At 69.9% G+C, this 19877-nt stretch carries 20 protein-coding genes; 11 read left to right on the forward strand and 9 right to left on the reverse strand.

Annotation, left to right across the window (positions count from 1 at the left end; translation table 11 throughout):
- Positions 1-26: 26 nt before the first annotated feature.
- The 5 genes from FGD71_RS28900 to FGD71_RS28920 all read left to right on the forward strand — a co-directional run bounded on the left by FGD71_RS28900 (position 27) and on the right by FGD71_RS28920 (position 3642).
- A complete protein-coding gene (locus FGD71_RS28900) occupies positions 27-206 on the forward strand; it encodes a hypothetical protein (RefSeq protein WP_119103477.1) in 180 nt (59 codons plus the stop codon).
- A 31-nt stretch (positions 207-237) separates the two neighbouring features.
- Positions 238-531, forward strand: coding sequence for a Dabb family protein (locus FGD71_RS28905; RefSeq protein ID WP_119103478.1), 294 nt, complete (start codon positions 238-240; stop codon positions 529-531).
- 153 nt (positions 532-684) lie between these two features.
- A complete protein-coding gene (locus FGD71_RS28910) occupies positions 685-1680 on the forward strand; it encodes an RNA polymerase sigma factor SigF (RefSeq protein WP_119103512.1) in 996 nt (331 codons plus the stop codon).
- A gap of 244 nt (positions 1681-1924) precedes the next feature.
- A complete protein-coding gene (locus FGD71_RS28915) occupies positions 1925-2815 on the forward strand; it encodes an RNA polymerase sigma factor SigF (protein WP_119103479.1) in 891 nt (296 codons plus the stop codon).
- 38 nt (positions 2816-2853) lie between these two features.
- A complete protein-coding gene (locus FGD71_RS28920; protein ID WP_119103480.1) occupies positions 2854-3642 on the forward strand; it encodes a hypothetical protein in 789 nt (262 codons plus the stop codon).
- A 16-nt stretch (positions 3643-3658) separates the two neighbouring features.
- Here FGD71_RS28920 and FGD71_RS28925 read toward each other — a convergent pair whose 3' ends face one another.
- The gene (locus FGD71_RS28925) at positions 3659-3856 is read right to left on the reverse strand and encodes a hypothetical protein (RefSeq protein ID WP_119103481.1); all 198 of its coding nucleotides are present in this window, start codon (positions 3854-3856) and stop codon (positions 3659-3661) included.
- 224 nt (positions 3857-4080) lie between these two features.
- Between FGD71_RS28925 and FGD71_RS28930 the strand changes: the two genes are divergently transcribed.
- The 4 genes from FGD71_RS28930 to FGD71_RS28945 all read left to right on the forward strand — a co-directional run bounded on the left by FGD71_RS28930 (position 4081) and on the right by FGD71_RS28945 (position 8523).
- Positions 4081-4599, forward strand: coding sequence for a MarR family winged helix-turn-helix transcriptional regulator (locus FGD71_RS28930; RefSeq protein WP_119103482.1), 519 nt, complete (start codon positions 4081-4083; stop codon positions 4597-4599).
- A gap of 98 nt (positions 4600-4697) precedes the next feature.
- Entirely contained in the window at positions 4698-7103 is a 2406-nt protein-coding gene (locus FGD71_RS28935; RefSeq protein ID WP_478131569.1) for an MFS transporter, read from the forward strand.
- Between the two features lie 79 nt (positions 7104-7182).
- Positions 7183-8004 (forward strand): YceI family protein, encoded by an 822-nt coding sequence (locus tag FGD71_RS28940; protein WP_119103484.1) that lies wholly within the window; start codon positions 7183-7185, stop codon positions 8002-8004.
- A gap of 48 nt (positions 8005-8052) precedes the next feature.
- Positions 8053-8523 (forward strand): PPOX class F420-dependent oxidoreductase, encoded by a 471-nt coding sequence (locus FGD71_RS28945; RefSeq protein ID WP_119103485.1) that lies wholly within the window; start codon positions 8053-8055, stop codon positions 8521-8523.
- Between the two features lie 184 nt (positions 8524-8707).
- Here the strand turns inward: FGD71_RS28945 and FGD71_RS28950 are convergent, their stop codons facing one another.
- The 8 genes from FGD71_RS28950 to FGD71_RS28985 all read right to left on the reverse strand — a co-directional run bounded on the left by FGD71_RS28950 (position 8708) and on the right by FGD71_RS28985 (position 18722).
- On the reverse strand, positions 8708-9481 hold the full coding sequence (locus FGD71_RS28950) for a TetR/AcrR family transcriptional regulator (protein ID WP_119103486.1): 774 nt from the start codon (positions 9479-9481) through the stop codon (positions 8708-8710).
- 94 nt (positions 9482-9575) lie between these two features.
- Positions 9576-11084, reverse strand: coding sequence for an MFS transporter (locus FGD71_RS28955; protein ID WP_119103487.1), 1509 nt, complete (start codon positions 11082-11084; stop codon positions 9576-9578).
- A 133-nt stretch (positions 11085-11217) separates the two neighbouring features.
- A complete protein-coding gene (locus FGD71_RS28960) occupies positions 11218-13413 on the reverse strand; it encodes an ArnT family glycosyltransferase (RefSeq protein ID WP_119103488.1) in 2196 nt (731 codons plus the stop codon).
- Positions 13410-14846, reverse strand: coding sequence for a bifunctional glycosyltransferase family 2/GtrA family protein (locus FGD71_RS28965; protein WP_119103489.1), 1437 nt, complete (start codon positions 14844-14846; stop codon positions 13410-13412). Before FGD71_RS28965 ends, FGD71_RS28960 begins: the two co-directional genes overlap by 4 nt.
- Before the next feature lie 14 nt (positions 14847-14860).
- Positions 14861-16489 carry a sensor histidine kinase gene (locus FGD71_RS28970; RefSeq protein ID WP_119103490.1) on the reverse strand — a complete coding sequence of 543 codons (1629 nt, stop codon included), beginning with the start codon at positions 16487-16489 and terminating at the stop codon, positions 14861-14863.
- Positions 16486-17226 carry a response regulator transcription factor gene (locus FGD71_RS28975; RefSeq protein WP_162931246.1) on the reverse strand — a complete coding sequence of 247 codons (741 nt, stop codon included), beginning with the start codon at positions 17224-17226 and terminating at the stop codon, positions 16486-16488. Before FGD71_RS28975 ends, FGD71_RS28970 begins: the two co-directional genes overlap by 4 nt.
- Before the next feature lie 164 nt (positions 17227-17390).
- Positions 17391-17741 (reverse strand): antibiotic biosynthesis monooxygenase family protein, encoded by a 351-nt coding sequence (locus FGD71_RS28980; protein ID WP_119103492.1) that lies wholly within the window; start codon positions 17739-17741, stop codon positions 17391-17393.
- Between the two features lie 117 nt (positions 17742-17858).
- Positions 17859-18722: a DUF2797 domain-containing protein gene (locus FGD71_RS28985; protein ID WP_119103493.1), complete on the reverse strand. Its 864-nt coding sequence runs from the start codon at positions 18720-18722 to the stop codon at positions 17859-17861.
- Between the two features lie 263 nt (positions 18723-18985).
- Between FGD71_RS28985 and FGD71_RS49155 the strand changes: the two genes are divergently transcribed.
- Both FGD71_RS49155 and FGD71_RS28995 read left to right on the forward strand, forming a co-directional pair.
- Entirely contained in the window at positions 18986-19411 is a 426-nt protein-coding gene (locus tag FGD71_RS49155; RefSeq protein WP_240436822.1) for a hypothetical protein, read from the forward strand.
- A 57-nt stretch (positions 19412-19468) separates the two neighbouring features.
- Positions 19469-19813 carry a hypothetical protein gene (locus FGD71_RS28995; protein ID WP_119103494.1) on the forward strand — a complete coding sequence of 115 codons (345 nt, stop codon included), beginning with the start codon at positions 19469-19471 and terminating at the stop codon, positions 19811-19813.
- Positions 19814-19877: the final 64 nt, after the last annotated feature.

A 19877-nucleotide genomic window follows, 5' to 3' on the forward strand; every position in this document is an offset into this window, starting at 1 on the left:
GCACAGCAGGCACAGGGGAGGCCGCGGTGGCGGTGAATTCGAAGAAGATCGCCATGTATGCGCTCGTGGTCTTCGTGCTCTACGTGATCATCACCGACCCGCAACAGGCCGCCGACTACGTGCAGATAGGGTTCGAGGGCGTTTCGAACGCCGCCCAAGCCGTCGGTGACTTCATGACGTGGGTCGCCGACGGGGCCCCGAACTGATCGGCGGCCACCACACCTCCTGGGAGTGCCCGTGATCCGCCACCTGGTCCTCTTCAAGCTCAACGAGGGCGTCGAGCGCGACGACCCGCGGGTCGTCGAGGGGGTCGCGGCCTTCCGGGCGCTGGGCGGACAGATCCCGGAGCTGAAGTTCTGGGAGTGCGACTGGAACATCACCGACCGCCCCATCGCGTACGACTTCGCCATCAACTCGGCGGTGGAGGACACGGACGCGCTGAAGCGCTACCTCGAGCACCCCGCACATCAGGCCGGCGTCGTGCTGTGGCGCGAATTCGCCACGTGGGTGATCGCCGACTACGAGTTCTGAGCCGCGCGGAGCCGCGCTGCCCCTTATGCCCACACTTGTCACCAACACGAGTCTTTGCGGTGCTTGCACACAGTGCACATGTCTTGTGATGCTATGACCGCTTTTGACGGATGAGTTGACGGATGGGTTGCTCATGAAGAGGTGGCGTTGACCGTGTCGGCCAGTACTGCGCCGCCCAAGGAAGAGGCCCCGGCGCCCACCTCGGCCCCGGCGCCCACTCCCGCCCCCGCCACCGCCACTGCCCCTCATCCCGCACGAGCCCCAAGTCCCGCCGTCACCCCAGGCTCCACTGCTGCCCCAAATCCCGCCGCCACCCCGAGTCCCGCCGCCGCTCCAGGCCCCGCTGCCGCACCAGAGCCCGCTCCCGCCCCATCCCCCGAGAAGCGGCGCAGTGCCGACACCCGGGCGCTCACGCAGGTGCTCTTCGCCGAGCTGAAGCACCTGCAGCGGGGGACCCCCGAGCACGATCGCGTGCGCAGCGCGCTCATCGAGGCCAACCTGCCGCTCGTGCGGTACGCGGCCGCCCGCTTCCGCAGCCGCAACGAGCCCATGGAGGACATCGTCCAGGTCGGCACGATCGGCCTGATCAACGCGATCGACCGCTTCGACCCCGACCGGGGCGTCCAGTTCCCCACCTTCGCGATGCCGACCGTCGTCGGCGAGATCAAGCGGTACTTCCGCGACAACGTCCGCACCGTCCACGTACCGCGCCGCCTGCACGAACTGTGGGTGCAGGTGAACGGCGCGACCGAGGACCTCACGACGGCCTTCGGGCGCTCGCCCACCACCGCCGAGATCGCCGAACGGCTGCGGATCACCGAGGAGGAGGTCCTGGCCTGCATCGAGGCCGGACGCTCGTACCACGCGACATCCCTGGAAGCGGCCCAGGAGGGCGACGGGATGCCGGGCCTGCTCGACCGGCTCGGCTACGAGGATCCGGCGCTGGACGGCGTCGAGCACCGCGACCTCGTACGCCACCTCCTCGTCCAGCTCCCCGAGCGAGAACAGCGCATCCTTCTCCTGCGCTACTACAGCAATCTGACGCAGTCACAGATCAGCGCCGAGCTGGGTGTCTCGCAGATGCATGTGTCAAGGCTGCTCGCCAGGAGTTTCGCCCGGCTTCGATCCGCAAACAGGATCGAGGCGTAACTCGCGAGAGCGAATCGCTCGTAAGGCAATTTCCCGACAGTTCTGGGCTGAAAAACTGCCAGACCCTTCTTTTCCAGGGCCGATCCACCCTATGTGTGTCGACATGTCACTACAGCGTGTTGCCGACATGTGACATTCTTCCGGAAGCGCGTTTGCCGCAGCTCTGCCTCCGGTATTCAGGTGGAGGCTGCGTTCCTTCGACGGGAGCGTCCGCCGCGTCCGTCCGCGACCCAAAGGGGGTGGCATGTCCGCAGACCAGGGCAGCTCGAAGGTGCTCACGCTCACAAAGAGCGAGTCCGCGCCCGACGTGCTTCACAGCGTCGATGTCCCGGCCCTTCCGGCTCCGGAAGCCCCGGCCCTCTCGACTTCGGAAGCCATCGACACCCGCACCCTGTCCCGCTCCCTGTTCCTGCGGCTCGCCGCACTCGACGAGAACAGCCCGGAGCGCGCCTACGTTCGGGACACCCTCATCGAACTCAACCTCCCGCTCGTGCGCTACGCGGCCGCCCGCTTCCGCAGCCGCAACGAGCCCATGGAGGACATCGTCCAGGTCGGCACGATCGGCCTGATCAAGGCGATCGACCGCTTCGACTGCGAACGGGGCGTGGAGTTCCCGACGTTCGCGATGCCGACGGTCGTGGGCGAGATCAAGCGCTTCTTCCGGGACACCTCGTGGTCGGTCCGGGTCCCGCGGCGCCTCCAGGAGCTGCGGCTGGCCCTCACCAAGGCCAGCGACGACCTCTCCCAGAAGCTGGACCGCTCCCCGACGGTGACCGAACTCGCCACCGTGCTGGGCGTGTCCGAGGAGGACGTGGTCGACGGCCTGGCGGTCGGCAACGCGTACACGGCGTCCTCGCTGGACTCCCCGGCCCCCGAGGACGACGGCGGCGAGGGCTCCCTGGCCGACCGCCTCGGCTACGAGGACATGGCCCTCGAAGGCGTCGAGTACCGGGAGTCCCTGAAGCCCCTCCTCGCCAAGCTCCCGCCCCGAGAGCGACAGATCATCATGCTCCGCTTCTTCGCGAACATGACCCAGTCGCAGATCGGCGAGGAGGTCGGCATCTCGCAGATGCACGTGTCCCGGCTGCTGACGCGGACGCTGGCGCAGCTGCGGGAAGGACTCATCTCGGACTGAGGGTTCATAATTGACGGGTCGTCAGCCACACTGGCGCGATGCGTCGAGGGTTGATACGTGGTCGCCGAGGTGCCCTTGTGGCCGCCTCGGCGACCGCCGTCTGTGCGGGTGGACTGCTGGCCGCTTGCGGAGGTGGCGGCGGCGGTGACGGATACGTCGCGGTCGGACCGGCCGGCGGTACCCCTCGACCAGCCGGGACGGCGGCGGCTCCGACGGGCGACGTGACGCTGATCCCGCTCGACGGTGCGGAATCCGGCTCCCGCACCCCCGCCCCTGGACCTTCCGCGCCCGGAAACCCCGCCGCGAGGGGCGGCCCGCCCGACGGGAGCGGTCGTTCGGAGGGCGGCCCGTCGGACGCACCGGGCGCCCCGGGGACCGACGCATCAGACTCATCGGATGCATCGGACGCGTCGGGGGGCGGCACCGAGTCCGGTCGCACGAGTGGGGGCGGTGGGGGTCAGCCCTCCCCACCGACGTCCGGCGGCAGTACGCCGGCGGACGGGAGCACGGCGCCCAGTGGGCCCGCGAAGCTGACCGTCAGCGATCCCGAACGCGAGCCCGCCGCGGCACGCTGGTGCGAAAAGGTCACCCTCGACTTCCACAACACCGGAGGCGCGGCAGTGCGTTCGGGCACCGTGACCTTCGGCACGCACATCATCGGGGCGCTCGGCATCGACTGGGCGACCATCGAGTCGGCCGAGAAACTTCCCGCGCCGATCGCCGCCGGCGCGCGGAAGGAGAAGACCTGGACGGTGTGCGTGGACGAGTGGCGCGTGCCGCTGGGCATGCACATCGAGACACAGGACGTGTCCGTCCAGTGGAAGTAGCGGAAGGAGCGGACGCCTACTTGAAAGCGAGCCAGGCGACCGCGGCGACGACCGCCACGGCGAGTACGACGCCGACGATCAGGCCGATGCGGGGTCCGGCCGGGGCGGCGGGCTGCTGCCTGCGGCCCTGGGGGCCCTCGTCGACGAAAGCGCGGAACATCTGGGTGCTACCCGCGGGGTCGTAGTTGCCCTCGGGGCCCTGGGTGTTTGCCATGGGCCAGGACCCTAGCGAATGCCTCCGGCTCGCCCAAGTGCCGGGTGCCCTCTTCTGGTGTTGCTTGTCCGTTCTTGGGTGGCTGGTCGCGCAGTTCCCCGCGCCCCTGCAGGGCGCCCCCTTTGCCAATTTGCCAAGGTTTTAGCGGCTCACCCCCCTCTCTCATTTGCCTGCAGCAACCAATCATCTTTATGGTTGCCCTAAGCAACGAAGGAGGGGGGCCGATGGCCGCTCAGCGTCAGTACGAGGAGCTGGCTCGGCAGCTCAGTGCCATCGGTGCGGTGAAACGGGGTCTCGGGCGGGTGCTTCCGCAGGAGTGCCCCGGAGGTTCCGCCGCCGTGCTCACGCTGCTCGAGCGGCACGGCGAGATGCGGATGAGCCGCCTAGCGGAGCTGCTGGCCATCGACATGTCGGTGACGAGCCGGCATGTGGCCCAGGTCGCGGAGCGCGGCTGGATCGACCGGTCCCCCGACCCCGCCGACAAGCGGTCACGCATCCTCCGGCTCACCCCCTCCGGACGGGACATGCTCGCCGAGATCTCCGAGCGCTACACACACGCGCTCGCCCACTACCTCGAGGACTGGTCCGACGACGAGGTCGACCAGCTCAACTCTCTGCTCGGCCGGCTGCGCACCAGCTTCGACGACTGCCGACCGGCCGCGGCCGCGCCCCCGTCCCCGTCCCCGTCCCCGCCGCCGGCGTCACCCTCGACGCCACCGGCGACCACCCGTACGCCCGCATAAAGCAACGTAAGAGAAGGAAGCCCATGGCAACGACCACACCAGCCGGTGTGCGGGGCTCACACGCCAAGCACGGAGGAGGGCCCTCCGACGGCGCTCCGATGACGCACCGGCAGATCTTGGAGGCACTGACCGGGCTGCTGCTCGGCATGTTCGTCGCGATCCTGTCGTCGACGATCGTGTCCAACGCCCTGCCCGACATCATCAACGACCTCGGCGGCGGCCAGAGCGCCTACACCTGGGTGGTGACCGCGTCGCTTCTGACGATGACGGCGTCCACCCCCCTGTGGGGCAAGCTCGCCGACCTCTTCTCCAAGAAGCTGCTGGTGCAGCTGGCCCTGGTCATCTTCGTGGGCGGTTCGGCGGCGGCCGGACTGTCCCAGAACCCCGGCATGCTGATCGCTTTCCGGGCGGTCCAGGGCATCGGCATGGGCGGTCTGACCTCGCTGGCCCAGATCATCATGGCGGCGATGATCTCCCCGCGTGAGCGCGGGCGCTACAGCGGCTACCTCGGCGCCACGTTCGCCACCGCGATGGTCGGCGGCCCGCTGATCGGCGGTGTCATCACCGACACGAGCTGGCTCGGCTGGCGCTGGTGCTTCTACGTCGGCGTCCCCTTCGCCGTCATCGCCCTGATCGTGCTGCAGAAGACCCTGCACCTTCCGGTCGCCAAGCAGAAGGTCAAGGTCGACTGGGCCGGCGCGTTCTTCATCAGCGCCGCGGTCTGCCTGCTGCTGATCTGGGTGACCTTCGCCGGCGACAAGTACGACTGGGCGTCCTGGCAGACCTATTCGATGGTCGGCGGCACGATCGTGCTCCTGGCGATCTTCATCCTCATCGAGACGAAGGCGACCCAGCCGATCATCCCGCTGCGGCTGTTCCGCAACCGCACCATCACGCTGGCCTCCATCGCCGCCCTCTTCGTCGGCACCGCGATGTACGCGGGCGTCATCTTCTTCAGCCAGTACTTCCAGCTGGCCCGGGACGAGTCGCCGACCATGTCCGGCGTCATGACCATCCCGATGATCGGCGGCCTCGCCGTCGCCTCGACCGTCTCCGGGCAGTTCATCTCCCGGACGGGCCGGTGGAAGGGCTGGCTGCTGGCCGGCGGCGTCCTGCTCACCGCGGGCCTCGGTCTGCTCAGCACGATGCGGTACGACACCCCGTACTGGCGCGTGGCGATCTTCATGGCCCTGCTGGGCCTCGGCGTCGGCATGATGATGCAGAACCTGGTGCTGTGCACGCAGAACCAGGTGGCCCCGAGCGACCTCGGCGCCGCCAGCTCCACGGTGAACTTCTTCCGTTCCCTCGGGAGCACCGTGGGCATCTCCGCGCTGGGCGCCGTGCTGAGCCACCGGATCACGCACTACGTCACCGAGGGCGCGTCGTCCCTCGACCCGAAGTACGCGTCCGCGCTCACCGGTTCCAGCTCCTCGGACAGCATCCCCGACGTCGACTCGCTCCCCGGGCCGGTCCGCACGCTCGTGGAGAGCTCCTACGGCCACGGCATCGCCGACGTCTTCCTCTACACCGCGCCGGTCGCGGTACTCGCCTTCCTCTTCTCCCTGTTCATCAAGGAGGTCCCGCTGCGCACCAAGGGCGCTCTGGCGCAGGCCGCCGAGGAGACGACCCACGCCACGGCTCCGGCCGCCGCCGAGGCTCCCGCTCCGGCCGAGGCTCCCGCCCCGGCCGGGGAGCAGGCCCCGATCGAGGAGAAGGTCCCGAGCGCGCCCTCCAGCCCGGACCCCGGTATCCCGGTGCGCGGCCACGTACGCGGCGCCGAGAGCGCGCCCGTCCCCCGGGCCGCCGTGACGCTGATCTCCCTCACCGGCCGTCAGCTGGGCCGCTCGGTCGCGCAGACCGACGGCAGCTACGCGGTGGACGCGCCGGGCACGGGCTCGTACGTCCTGATCGCGTCGGCCGACGGGTTCCAGCCGCAGGCCTCCACGGTCGTCGTGAACGGCGAACCGCTCACGTACGACATCCTGCTGAGCGGCACGAGCGGGCTCGGCGGGACGGTCAGGGCGGCGGACAGCGGGAAGCCGGTCCTGGGCGCCATGGTGATCGTGACCGATGTGCGCGGCGACGTGCTGGCCACCGGGACCACCGGCGAGCAGGGCGAGTTCACCTTCGCCGAGCTGGTCCCGGGCACCGTGACCGTGGCGGTGAACGCCACGGGCCACCGCCCGCTCGCCCTCCCGGTCGAGGTCGGCGGCACCGGGGTCACCCGGGTCGACATCGAGCTCAGCGCCGGCGCGCATCTGCAGGGCACGGTACGGGCGCCGCACGGCCCGCTGTCCGACGCGCGGGTCACGCTCGTCGACGTGGCGGGCAACGTGGTCGGCACGGCGACCACGGGGCCGGACGGGGCGTACGCCTTCGCCGACCTGGACAGCGGGGAGTACACGGTCATCGCGACCGGTTACCCGCCGGTGGCCACGGCGCTGACGGTGAACGGCGGCGGCGTGGACGGCCACGACATCGAACTCGCCCACCCCGGCGAGTAGTCGAACCCCGGCCCGTCGGGGCGCGTCCGGAACTCGGGCGCGCCTCGGGGCCGGTTCCCCCGCAGAGGAGTTACACGCAATGGGACTGACCGCGAAGATCCGTACGCGGGACGGCTGGGCCGTGTCGCACGGGGTCGTCACGGTGACCGACATGACCGGCACGCAGGTGATGCGCGCCGAGGCCGACGCAGAGGGGGTCGTGCGGAACGGGACCGACCTCGCACCCGGGGCGTACACGGTGATCGTCACGGCCGTCGGTTACGCCCCCGCCGCCCACAGCGCGCTCGTCACGGCGAGCGGGCGCGCGGAGGTCGGGACCGTGACCCTGGCACGGCAGGGCGGCACCGAACTCCCGCCCTCCGGCCCCTGGACCATCGACCCGGCCCACTCCTCCGTGTCCGCGGTCGCCCGGCATCTGGGCATCTCCAGCGTGCACGGAAGGTTCACCGACTTCTCCGGCCGGATCGAGATCGCCCCGGACGAGGTGACCAAGTCCCGGGTGGAGGCGGTCATCCGGGCCGCGTCGATCGACACCGGCAACGGCATGCGCGACGGGCACCTCAAGTCCCCGGACTTCCTGGACGTGGAGACGTACCCGGACATCACCTACCGCTCGACGGGACTGTCACCCGCAGGCTCCGACCGCTGGACGGTGCACGGCGAACTGACCCTGCACGGTGTCGTACGACCGGTCGACCTGGACCTCGCCCACCTCGGTACCGGCGCGGATCCCTGGGGCGGCACCCGCGCGGCCTTCCGGGCCACGACCGAGCTGCGCCGCGAGGACTTCGCCATGAACTACAACCAAGTGGTCCAGGCAGGCATCGCGGCCATCGGGGCGACCCTCAAGGTGGAGCTGGACATCCAGGCGGTACAGGGCGAGACACTGCCGCGAACGTAGGAACGACAGGACCAGGCTCCGCGCCACCTCAAGGCCTAGGCTGCCGCCATGGCACCAAACATCGCTACGAACACCTCCGTCTCCCTGGACGAGCTGCTCGACTTCGTACGTCCCCGCCACCGCGCCATCCTGCTCACGCGCCGCGCCGACGGCAGCCCTCAGGGGTCGCCGCTCACCTGCGGCGTCGACGACGCGGGCCGCGTCGTCGTCTCCACGTATCCGGACCGCGCCAAGACCCGCAACGCGAAGCGGGACGCCCGTGTCAGCCTCATCGTGCTGAGCGACGACTGGAACGGGCCCTGGGTGCAGATCGACGGGACGGCCGAGGTCATCGACGCGCCCGACTCCGTCGAGCCGCTCGTGGAGTACTACCGGAACATCGCCGGTGAGCATCCGGACTGGGACGAGTACCGCGAGGCGATGCGCAAGCAGGGCAAGTCCATCATCCGCATCACCCCTGACCGCTGGGGGCCCGTTGCCACGGGGGGCTTCCCAGCACGGCTTGCTCCGCAGGAGTAGCGGGGGTTTCCGCTGCCCAGAGGTTCTTCGCCCCCGCCGCCCCTACCCGTTCCCATCCCTGAGGGCTGCGCCCTAAGACTCCCCGGGGTTCGTGTTTCGGGTGCGGGTCGGTCGTGGCTGGTCGCGCCCCGCGCCCCTGAAGGGGCGCGCCCCCACTCACCGGCCTGCCCAGCACAGCGCAGCGTCAGGCGCGCTCCACCATCGCCTCGATGCCCGCGAGCACCAGGTCCAGAGCGAACTGGAAATCGCGGTCGTACATCTCCGCGACCGAATCGCCTCCGCGGGCCGCCATGAGGTCCACGGACTCCTGGACGACGTCGTCGAGTTCAGGGGCCGTCTTGAGGGTGCTCAGGGCCTGCTGGAAGTACTCGTCCGGGCTCAACCCGACAGCCGCGCTGCGCAGGCTGAAGTGGCCCTCTATCGTGCCGAACCCGTACACGAACTGGAAGACGGCCGCGATCGCCCCCGCCAGCCGGTGCGGCGGCAGCCCGGTCGCGCGGACCACGCGCTGCACGACGAGTGAGAAGGCGACCGAGTTCGGCCCGATGTTGAGGAACGTCCCGAGGAGCGGCGACACCCAGGGGTGGCGCACCAGCACGCCCCGGTACGCGCTCGCCAGCGCGCGCAGCTGATCGCGCCAGTCCTCGCCCGACTCCGGATCAGGCAGCTCCAGCTCGCCGAAGACCGAGTCGAGGGCAAGTTCCAGCAGGTCGTCCTTGGTGTCCACGTACCAATAGACCGACATCGCCGTGACGTTCAGTTCGGCAGCCAGCCGGCGCATGGAGAACTTGGCCAGGCCCTCGGCGTCGAGCAGCCGCACCGTGACCCGGGTGATGCGGTCACGATCGAGCCCGGACGGCTGGCCCCCGCCGCGGGACGCACCGCCGCGGGGCCCCTTGTCCTCCAGCCAGACGCTGTGCCGCGCCGGACGCTCGGCCCGGTCGGCCGACCTCACCATGCCGCTGCCCTTACCATGGCGCACCTTCCTCGGAACTCAGCTCAGTACCAGTACTGCGCGTACGTGATGCTATGCGTGCCCCACCCGCGCATCGTCACGCCGATGCCGCCACCGCGGAGTCTGCCCGATCGGCCCGCCGCAGCAACGCCGCGGCCAGCAGTCCGCCCAGCAGCACCGCCACCGCCCCCACCAGCTGACTGGTCTCGAGCCCGGACGAGTACGCGTCCCTGATCCGCTCCCGCTCCTGTGCCGACCCGGCCGAAGCCAGCGCGGCGGGCAGTGAAGCCGCCGCCATCGGAATCAGCGCGGCGAAGCGGGAGTTGAGAACCGCACCGAGCACGGCCACGCCCAGACCGGTGCCGAACTCCGCGAGCGTTCCGTTGACCCCGGCCCCCACTCCCGCCTTCTCCGGCGGAATCGCCCTCATGATGGCGTGTGCCATGGCGGGGTTGGCGACGGCGCAGCCGGCACCGATCAACAGCAGCCCGAGCAACGTCCCCGTATAGCCGAGCTCCGTCAGCGTGGCGATCGACACCAGCCCGCCGGACATCATGACCATGCCGAGCCCGATCGACAGCGGCGCGCCGAACTTGACGGTCCACCTGGCCGCCAGGCCGGTGAAGTTCAGGGCCACCACCGTCAAGGCCAGCGGTGCCGTACGCAGACCTGCCTCCAACGGCCCGTATCCGAGGACGAATTGGAGGTGCTGCGTCAGCAGGAACAGCGCCCCGCCCATACCGAAGGTGATCAGCACCGCCCCGGCGACCGCACCCGTGAAGCGGCGGTCCCTGAAGAAGTGCAGATCGAGCATCGGGTACGGGATCCGGCTCTCCCAGTACGCGAAGAGGGCCAGCACCACCACGGCCACCGCGGCCGTCCCCAGCACCCGGCCGGAGGTCCAGCCGTGGTCGGGGCCGGAGATGATGGCGAACACGAGCGACCCCATGCCGATCGTGGAGAGCAGCGCGCCCAGGAGGTCCGGACGGTCCCCGCGCCGGTTCTTCGACTCCGGTACGAGCGCCACTACCGCGCACAGACCCAGCGCCACGACCGGCAGGTTCACCAGGAAGATCGCGCCCCACCAGAAGTGGTCGAGCATGACACCGCCGATCAGCGGCCCGCCGGCGAAGCCGAGGGCGTTCACGGCGGCCCAGATGCCGATGGCCTTCGGCTGCTCGTCAGGCGTGAAGATCTGCATCGCGACGGCGAGCGTCGTGGTGAGCAGCAGCGCCGCGCCCACGCCCATCCCGGCCCGTGCGGCGATCAACTGCGCGGTGGACTCGGCGAGTCCGGCCACCAGCGACCCGATTCCGAAGAGCGCGAGCCCGGAGATCAGCATCTTCCTGCGGCCGTAGCGGTCGGCGGCGCTGCCGGCGCTGAGCAGCAGGCCGGACTGCACGAGGGAATACGCGTTGACCATCCACTGGATGTCGGCGGTGGCCGCGCCCAACTCCTCGGTGAGGGAGGGGATCGCGACGTTCAGGACGGTGTTGTCCAGCACCACGGTGAGTTGCGCGAGACAGATGACACCGAGGATCAGCCAGCGCTGGGGGTGTCCTTGGGGAGGTGCCTGGGCGGTTACGGCGGTCGCCTCGGCCGTCATGGGTGCCCCTTTACGGCGTATGGGAAGGTGGTCGGCCTACACCGTAGAGCAATTCCCATACGCTGTACAACGGACAAGCGGAAGGGGCGGCCCAGGCGCTCTCGCCTCGGCCGCCCCTCCCCTGAGGGAACCGTCAGCTGCTCGTGGGCTGCGTCAGGTCGTAGAACGTGGCGTTGCCCACCGTCACCTCCTTGAAGTTCTCCTGGACCCACGAGCTGATCTCGGAGGAGCTGCCGCTGTCGCTGCCTCCGCGGCCGCCCATGCCACCGCCGCCGATGAAGTAGTGGATCTTGCCGTCCGCCACGTACTGCTTGAACTCGGCGAGCGTCGGGGACGGGTCGGTGCCGTTGAAGCCGCCGATCGCCATCACCGGCTCGCCGGTGGAGAGCTGGAAGCTCGCGGCGTTCTGGGAGCCGATGGCCGCGGCGACCCAGGTGTAGTCGCCGGAGTTCGTCTCCAGCAGCTTCTTGGCCTCGTCGCTGACCGAGGTGCCGCCGATCAGGCCGCCCATGCCGCCACCGCCACCGCCACCACCAGCGCCGCCGTCGCCCATCTGACCGCCGGGGCCGCCCTGCTGGTTCTGCTGGTTCTGGCCGCCACCGGGGAAGCCGCCGGTCGGGGGCCGGCCCGCCGCCCCACCCTGCCCGTTGCCGTTCTGCTGCTGGTTCTGGCCGGGCATACCGCCGCCACCGGGGCCGCCGCCCATGCCGCCACCGCCACCGGGCCCGCCGCGACCGCCCGCGACCGCAGGACCGGCGGTGACGATCGAGCCGGTGTGACCCTCCTGCAGCGTGGTGATCGTGTACGCCGTCGGGCCCGCGAGGGCGGCGACGAAGCTCAGTCCGACCACTCCCATGGCCAGTCGGCGGCCGAGCTTGTTGACGAAGGTCAGGCCGAGCGCCGCGACCAGACCACCGACGAGGACCAGCCACTTCAGCCACGGCAGGTAGTCGGAGGAACGGCTGAGGAGGACGTACCCCCACACCGCGGTCGCCGTCATCGCGCCCGCCGACGTCAGCGACACCCATGTCTTTCCGCGCTCCTCCCAGAGCACGACCGCGCCCATGCCGATCAGCGGCGCGATGTAGGGGGCCAGGGCCACGGTGTAGTACTCGTGGAAGATGCCCTGCATGAAGCTGAAGATCACCATGGTGATCAGCAGCGAGCCGCCCCAGGCGAGGAACGCGGCACGGGCCGTGTCGGTCCTCCGGGCCTTCCGGGTGAGCACGAGGCCCGCGACGAGCAGGATCAGCGCCGCCGGGATCAGCCAGGAGATCTGACCGCCGATCGACGAGCTGAACATCCGGTCCCAGCCGGTCTCGCCCCAGCCGCCGCCCTGTCCGCCACCGCCGACGCTGCCGGTCTCCTCGCCGTTGATGCGCCCGAGGCCGTTGTAACCGAAGGTCAGTTCAAGGAAGGAGTTGTTCTGCGAGCCGCCGATGTACGGGCGGGACGAGGCCGGCCACAGCTCGACGATCGCGACCCACCAGCCGCCCGAGACGACCATCGCGAGCCCGGCGAGCAGCACCTGGCCGATGCGCTTCTTCAGGCCCGTCGGCGCGAAGACCACGTACAGCAGGGCCAGTACCGGGAGGATCAGGAAGGCCTGGAGGGTCTTCACCAGGAAGGCGAGGCCGATCGCGGTGCCCGCCCACACCAGCCACTTCGTCTCGGCCTTCTCCATGGCACGCAGCGTGCAGTAGACCGCGGCGGCGCTCAGCAGCGCGAGGGCCGCGTCCGGGTTGTTGAAGCGGAACATCAGAGCGGCGACGGGCGTGAGCGCGAAGACCGCCATGGTGATGAAGCCGGCCGAGGCGGAGAACCGGCGCCGTACAGCCGCGTACAGCACACCGGCCGTGGCCACGGCCATCAGCACCTGCGGGAAAAGGATCGCGAAGGAGTTGAGGCCGAAGACCCTGACCGACAGCGCCATCGGCCACAGCGAGGCCGGAGGCTTGTCGACGGTGATGGCGTTGGCCGAGTCCAGAGAGCCGAAGAAGAAGGCCTTCCAGCTCTGGGAGCCGGCCTGGGCGGCCGCGGAGTAGAAGGAGTTCGCGTACCCGGAGGCCGTGAGGTTCCAGGTGTACAGCGCGCCGATCAGCAGCAGCGTGCCGAGGAACGCGGGGCGCACCCAGCGGTGGTCCTCGGGCCGCCCGCGCCAGGCGCGGCGCACGAAGGGCTGCTTGGGGCTGCCGTCCTCGGGGGCCGCGGTGGGCCCCGCCGGAACGACCGGCTGCTGTACGGCTGTTGAGGTGGGCGGGCCCCAGTCGGGACCGGGTGTCCCGGCGGGACTGTGTGTCCCCGGATAGTCGGCTTGAGTCGTCGTCATCGTGCGTTCCTCGGATCGTGATCGTTCGGACGCACCGGCTGCAGCTGCACGGTCGCGTCCCCCCGGGTTCGGTTGTCGTACGGAGAGTGAGTCGTGCCGTACGGAGGCTGCGGCGCCGTCGCGTAGACAGGCGACACGGGACCGGCGGGCACGACGGGCGTGTGAGAGGCGACCACGGTCGACGGGGAGTCGTCGGTCCGGTCCGGGAACACCCAGGCCCGGAAGAGCAGGAACCGCAGCACGGTCGCCGCGAGGTTGGCGGCGATCAGCACCGCCAGTTCGGTGGAGTGCGCGGGATCGCTCGTCGCCGCGTTCAGGGCGGCGAGCGAACCGCTGGTGAGGGCGAGGCCGATGCCGAAGACCACCAGGCCCTGCGCCTGGTGCTTCACGGCCCGGTCCCGTCCGCGGACGCCGAAGGTGAGGCGCCGGTTGGCCGCCGTGTTGGCGACGGCCGACAGGAGCAGGGCGAGCGCGTTGGCGAACTGCGACCCCGTGAACGTACGGAAGCCGCTGTAGAGCAGCAGATAGAACAGCGTGGACAGAGCGCCCACGACGCAGAACCCGACGAGTTGCCGGGCGAGTCCCGTGGGTACGCCGGTCAGTTCGCGGTCGCGCGGGTCGTCACCGAACGGCCGGGCGAGCCGGTCGAGCGGCAGCGAGCCGGTGGCGAGGGCGCGCCCGACGCGCCACACGCCCAACAGGTCGTCGGTCGCGGTCTTCACGATGTGCACGGTCGAGTCCGGGTCGTCGACCCAGTCGACCGGCACCTCGTGGATGCGCAGTCCGGCCCGTTCGGCGAGCACCAGCATCTCGGTGTCGAAGAACCAGCCGGTGTCCTCGACAAGGGGCAGCAGCACTTGAGCCACTTCCCGCCGGATCGCCTTGAAGCCGCACTGGGCGTCGGAGAAGCGGGCCTGCAGCGAGCCCCGCAGGATCAGGTTGTACGTACGGGATATGAACTCCCGCTTGGCGCCGCGCACCACCCGCGAGGAGCGGGCCAGACGCGAGCCGATCGCGAGGTCGGAGTGGCCCGAGATCAGCGGGGCCACCAGCGGGAGCAGCGCGTTGAGGTCGGTGGAGAGGTCGACGTCCATATAGGCGAGGACCGGAGCGTCCGAGGCGGACCACACGGTCCGCAGGGCACGGCCGCGGCCCTTCTGATCCAGGCGGAAGGACCTGACCTCCCGGATCTCCGCCTCCAGCCGCGCCGCCACCAGCGGGGTGGCGTCCGTCGAGGCGTTGTCCGCGATGGTGATGCGGAACGCGTACGGGAAGGTGCGCGCGAGGTGCTCGTGCAGTCTGCGCACACACGGCTGGAGGTCCTTCTCCTCGTTGTAGACGGGGATCACTACGTCCAGGACAGGCGTACCGGCGTTCCCGGCCGGGAGGTGCTCCCGCGCCGGCAGATTGCCGGGAGAAGGTTCGGTTCGCATGACGACGACTGTCGTCAAGCCCCCTGTCGCACCCATGTGGTGGTGCTGTGCTGTGCCTGTGAGTGCGTCCGCGCGTTGGTTCCGGACGTTTCCTCGACCCATGCCTCGGGGCCCGCTCCGGACGTCAGCGCAGGCAGATGCACGGTGAACGCGGTGCGCCCGGGCACGCTGTCGACGGTCACGGCGCCGCCGTGCGCGGTCGCGACGGCCTGCACGATGGCGAGACCGAGACCGGTGGAACCCGAGGCGCGCGAGCGCGACGAGTCGCCTCGCGCGAACCGTTCGAAGACACGGGGCAGCAGATCCTGTGGAATCCCGGGCCCGTCGTCCTGCACGTCCAGGCACACCCAGGAGCCCTGACGGCGCACGCGTGCGGTCACCGTGGTGCCGGGTGGTGTGTGCGTACGCGCGTTGGCGAACAGGTTCACCATGACCTGCTGGATGCGGGCGGCGTCGGCGAGCACGAGCGCGGGTTCGTCCGGCAGGTCGAGGCGCCAGTTGTGCTCGCGTCCGGCCGCACGGGCGTCGCTCACCGCGTCCACGACCAGCGGGGACAGGTCGGTGTGCTCGTAGGACAGCGGGCGCCCGGCGTCGAGCCGCGCGAGCAGCAGCAGGTCCTCGACGAGCCCGGTCATCCGCCCGGCCTCGGACTCGATCCGGCCCAGCGCGTGGCGGGTGTCCGGCCCGGTCTCTTCCCTTCCGCGTCTGGTGAGTTCGGCGTATCCACGGATGGACGCGAGGGGCGTACGCAGCTCATGGCTGGCGTCCGCGACGAACTGCCGTACCCGCGTCTCACTCTCCTGGCGCGCGTGCAGCGCCCCGTGGACGTGGTCGAGCATGCGGTTGAGGGCGGCACCGACCTGCCCGACCTCCGTGTGGGGGTCGGTCTCGGACTCGGGGACGCGCTCGTTGAGGGTCACCTCGCCGGTGTGCAGCGGCAGTTCGGAAACACGGGTGGCAGTGGCGGCGACCCTGCGCAGGGGGCGCAGCGCGACGCTCACGATGGTGGCACCGGCGAGCGAGGCGGCGATGAGACCGGCGGCGGTGACGCTGACCTCGACGATGATCAGGGTGTTGAGGGTGCTGGTGACGTCCTCGGTGGGCAGGCCCACGTAGTACGAACCGTCGATGCCGGTCTTGTACTGGACCCGGTACTCGCCGAGGCCCGGAAGGTCGACGGTGTGCGGCTCGCCGTCCCGCGGCACGTCCTCCAGGGCGGCCAACTGCGCCGAGGTGAGCGACTCGGGGCTGAGGTCAGGTACCCCGTCGTCGCCCTCGGACTCCTTGCCGACCTTGGCTTGGGTGATGTTGCCGTCCGTGAGCTTCGCGGCGACCGTGCCGCCGTTGCTTGTCTGCGGGCCCCGGACGACGAACTCCGACAGCGTCGGCTTGTCCTTGTCGTTGTCCCCGGGGCCAGGCTTTTCGCCGACCGCCTTCGCCGGAGGGCCGGCCGCCCGCATGGCGGCGTCGTTCAGCGAGCCGTCGAGCTGGTCGTTCAGGTAGGAACTGAGCGCGATGGTGGTCACCGTGCCGATCACCGCGCACACGACGGCGATCAGCACGACGGACGCGACGACGAGCCGCGTCCGCAGCGTCCGAGGCTGTCGGCGCCGCTGCTTCCGCAGCTGTCGTCGCCCGCTCATGACGCCGCGGGCTTGATCAGGTAACCGGCTCCGCGCCGCGTGTGGATCATCGGCTCGCGCCCGGCGTCGATCTTGCGGCGCAGGTAGGAGATGTAGAGCTCGACGACGTTGGCCTGGCCGCCGAAGTCGTACGACCACACGCGGTCGAGGATCTGCGCCTTGCTGAGCACCCGGCGCGGGTTGCGCATCAGGAAGCGCAGCAGCTCGAACTCGGTGGCGGTGAGGTGGATGTTGTCCCCGGCGCGCGACACCTCGTGGCTGTCCTCGTCCAGGGTGAGGTCCCCGACGACGAGCGTGGAGTCGGAGCGCCGGTCGGCGGCACCGGAGCGACGGATCAGCCCGCGCAGCCGTGCGACGACCTCCTCCAGGCTGAACGGCTTGGTGACATAGTCGTCGCCGCCCGCGGTGAGCCCGGCGATACGGTCCTCGACGGCGTCCTTCGCCGTCAGGAAGAGCACGGGCACGTCGGGCAGATCGCGCCGCAGCCGGCCGAGGACGGCCAGCCCGTCCATGTCGGGCAGCATCATGTCGAGCACCACGGCGTCGGGCCGGAAGTCCCGGGCGGTCTGCACCGCCCCGGTCCCGTCACCCGCGCTGCGGATCTGCCAGCCCTCGTAACGAAGGGCCATGGACAACAGCTCGGTGATCGACTGCTCGTCGTCCACCACAAGCACGCGGACGGGGCTCCCGTCCGGCCTCAGCAGTTCGGTGCGCCCCTGGGGCGAGGTCGTGGTCATAGCCCACACATTGGCGAGCCGCTCTGAGAGCACCCTTTCGGGAACCTGTGAATTACCTGAGAAACGCACAGGAGCCACTCAGGGAACACCTGGGAATCCCAGAGCGACTGATCTCCCTCTTCAGCCTTGCGTCAGCCGGGCCTCAGCACCGCCTCAGCCCTGCCTCAGCCCTGACCGCGCCGGAACCCGTGACTTCGCTCGACCTTGGCGATATGCAGGGTGTAGCTCTCGTACCAGCTCTCACGCCCCCGCTTCTGCGCCGCCCGGTGCTCCATGTCGCTGCGCCACTCCTCGATGGCCTCGGCGTCCCTGAAGTACCCCACGGTGATCCCGAGCCCGCCCGGCGTCCGCGCCGAGTCGATCCCGAGGAACCCCGGTATCTCCTTGACCCGCTCCTCCATCCGCTCGGCCGTCTCGCCGTACCCGTTGTCTCCCTCCGTCCTTACGGAGGTGAACACGACGGCGTAGTACGGCGGTTCCTGCGCGTCGACAGGAGCAATGGCTTGTTCGCTCATGTCACCCACTCTCGGGCGTGACCCGGCACCACGTCCAGGGCCTTTTCCACACAGGGACCCCGGAGGGATCGGCGATGTGGTCATCCGGTCCATGCCCCTCCCCGGCCCCGCTCCCGGTCAGAAGAGCCCCTCCTGAACGCCACCGCCACCGCACTCCCTCACCGGCACAGCCATCGCGCGACCGTCCGCGGAACCCAGCTCCCACCCCCGCATCAGCCGCGTGTCCAGCACGACCACCCCACGCCCGGTCGCCAGATGCAGATCGGGCCCGGCCGCAGCCGCCAGCTCCCCGCTCACCACACCGCCCGTCACCAGCTCGCCCACGACCCCCACAGCCGACGACAGCCCATCGAGCCCGAACGCACCCACATGATCCACGGCCGCGAACGGCATCTGCTCCAAGGCCTCCGGCCACCCACCGAGCCCCACGGCCCGCGCATGGAGCGCCTCGACCTCGGCCCGTCGCACCGCCGCCCCGGGCAACGCACTGCGCACGGCCCGCTTGGCGTCGTACGGGATCCGATCCGGCACCCCCAACGCCCTGCGCAGCAACTCCTCACTCCGCCGGGCCGCCATCAGGGGCCCGCGCCCGAGCCAGCTGAAGACCACGGCCCCCTGCTCGAGCAGCCTCGCGTCCCCCCTCTCCACGGCCGTGATCCCGACCTTGACCATCCCGCTCCCGAACCACGCGAGATACACGTGGTACGGCCGCGGGTCGTCGGCGACGGTATCGGCGGCAACGGAATGCGCACGCTCCAGCCGCGCACACTCCTCGCACCGCGCGCCGACGTTGCGCCCGGACACGACAGCCCTCACGGGACAGCTGTTCCCCCGCGCCCCGACACATGTCCGCTCGCCCCCTGCCACCCGAAAGGCCACCCGCCGCCCGCGCGAAAGAGCACTCCGCTGCCCGCCTTCCCAGACCAACTGCGGCTGCGCTCCCTGCCACCGCAGCCCCGCACATCTCCACACCTGTGCCATCGCTCACGAGAGTAGGCGGCGCCACTGACAACGGGCCTGGACGAGCGGATGGGCAGGGGTCGGCGCCGATCCGACGCAGGCGACCGAGGTGTCCGACACGCGATCGAAAGGTACTTGACCGTACATGGACAGGCGTGATGTCGTCTGTCTCGCCACGGCCTCGGAACGACGAGGCCTGTCATGCGAGGCCCCCGCTGACCACGGGGGATGCAACAAAGGGGGAAGTCTTGCGTCTCAACGCATCTCGTACCGTCAAGACGGCAATGGCCACAGCCATTGCCTCGGCTCTGATGATCCCGACAGCCGGTTCCGCGTCCGCCGCGACCCCTTCGAGCGACACGGTCGCCGGAGTCGCCGCCGACAGCATCGCCGCGAAGTGCAGGAGCCACAGCCGCAACTACGTCGTGCGGAAGTACTACCGTGGACCCGAGGAGTTCACCCTGCGCTGCGGCACCAGGACGTGGGGCTGGAAGCACATCAAGCGGCGGCACGGCTGGAACAGCACGATGGACAGGAAGATCAGCGCCGCCATCTGGTCCGGAAAGCCCAATGGCCGCGGCGGCTACTCCACCTACACCAACACGTGCCCGAACTACGAGAAGTTCCGCACCATCATCGGTACGCCCGCCGGGGTCAATGACCTCCTGACCGCGTACAAGGTCAACACCCGTGCCGCTGCCAGGTGCTAGCCGTCGGGCTGGGGCACCCTCGTACTCGTAGACGAGGCGAAAGGACGGGCGGAGCATATGGCGGCCCACACACCGGCTGAGCAGGCCCTGGCCCGCTCATACACCACCGGTGACGGCAGTATGAGGTTCAACATCACCGATCTGTCGGTCGATCATCACCCCGACCGCAGTGCGACGTTGACGTACTGGCTCACCGCGGAGCGTCAGGGCCGTCCCGACGAGCGCTGGGTGGTCACGCTTCCCTGGGACGACAAGTCCTTCGCGGACGTGCTCACCTCGTCGTCCCCCGATCCCGACCGACTCCGGCAACTCGTGCACATCGTCCACACCCTGCTGGAAGAGTGGTGGGACACCAAGGGATACAACCGTCAGTCGGCGAAAATGGGACGCCAACGTCCTTGAGTCGCCGACTCTCTTGAGGCCGGGCCCCGCCTCCCCGAAGGATGGGGGGGGCGGGGCCCGACTT

This window comes from Streptomyces sporangiiformans (assembly GCF_005768555.2).
GTDB classification, from domain to species: Bacteria; Actinomycetota; Actinomycetes; order Streptomycetales; family Streptomycetaceae; genus Streptomyces; species Streptomyces sporangiiformans.

Bases quoted from the DNA above. Each gene is read 5' to 3' on its own strand.
- FGD71_RS28935 (WP_478131569.1), top strand. From the start codon at position 4,698: ATGACGCACCGGCAGATCTTGGAGGCACTGACCGGGCTGCTGCTCGGC.
- FGD71_RS28960 (WP_119103488.1), bottom strand. From the start codon at position 13,413: ATGACGACGACTCAAGCCGACTATCCGGGGACACACAGTCCCGCCGGG.
- FGD71_RS28970 (WP_119103490.1), bottom strand. From the start codon at position 16,489: ATGAGCGGGCGACGACAGCTGCGGAAGCAGCGGCGCCGACAGCCTCGG.
- FGD71_RS28965 (WP_119103489.1), bottom strand. From the start codon at position 14,846: ATGCGAACCGAACCTTCTCCCGGCAATCTGCCGGCGCGGGAGCACCTC.
- FGD71_RS28955 (WP_119103487.1), bottom strand. From the start codon at position 11,084: ATGACGGCCGAGGCGACCGCCGTAACCGCCCAGGCACCTCCCCAAGGA.
- FGD71_RS49155 (WP_240436822.1), top strand. From the start codon at position 18,986: ATGGCCACAGCCATTGCCTCGGCTCTGATGATCCCGACAGCCGGTTCC.
- FGD71_RS28980 (WP_119103492.1), bottom strand. From the start codon at position 17,741: ATGAGCGAACAAGCCATTGCTCCTGTCGACGCGCAGGAACCGCCGTAC.
- FGD71_RS28985 (WP_119103493.1), bottom strand. From the start codon at position 18,722: ATGGCACAGGTGTGGAGATGTGCGGGGCTGCGGTGGCAGGGAGCGCAG.
- FGD71_RS28945 (WP_119103485.1), top strand. From the start codon at position 8,053: ATGGCACCAAACATCGCTACGAACACCTCCGTCTCCCTGGACGAGCTG.
- FGD71_RS28920 (WP_119103480.1), top strand. From the start codon at position 2,854: ATGCGTCGAGGGTTGATACGTGGTCGCCGAGGTGCCCTTGTGGCCGCC.
- FGD71_RS28940 (WP_119103484.1), top strand. From the start codon at position 7,183: ATGGGACTGACCGCGAAGATCCGTACGCGGGACGGCTGGGCCGTGTCG.
- FGD71_RS28925 (WP_119103481.1), bottom strand. From the start codon at position 3,856: ATGGCAAACACCCAGGGCCCCGAGGGCAACTACGACCCCGCGGGTAGC.
- FGD71_RS28930 (WP_119103482.1), top strand. From the start codon at position 4,081: ATGGCCGCTCAGCGTCAGTACGAGGAGCTGGCTCGGCAGCTCAGTGCC.
- FGD71_RS28975 (WP_162931246.1), bottom strand. From the start codon at position 17,226: ATGACCACGACCTCGCCCCAGGGGCGCACCGAACTGCTGAGGCCGGAC.
- FGD71_RS28915 (WP_119103479.1), top strand. From the start codon at position 1,925: ATGTCCGCAGACCAGGGCAGCTCGAAGGTGCTCACGCTCACAAAGAGC.
- FGD71_RS28995 (WP_119103494.1), top strand. From the start codon at position 19,469: ATGGCGGCCCACACACCGGCTGAGCAGGCCCTGGCCCGCTCATACACC.
- FGD71_RS28950 (WP_119103486.1), bottom strand. From the start codon at position 9,481: ATGGTGAGGTCGGCCGACCGGGCCGAGCGTCCGGCGCGGCACAGCGTC.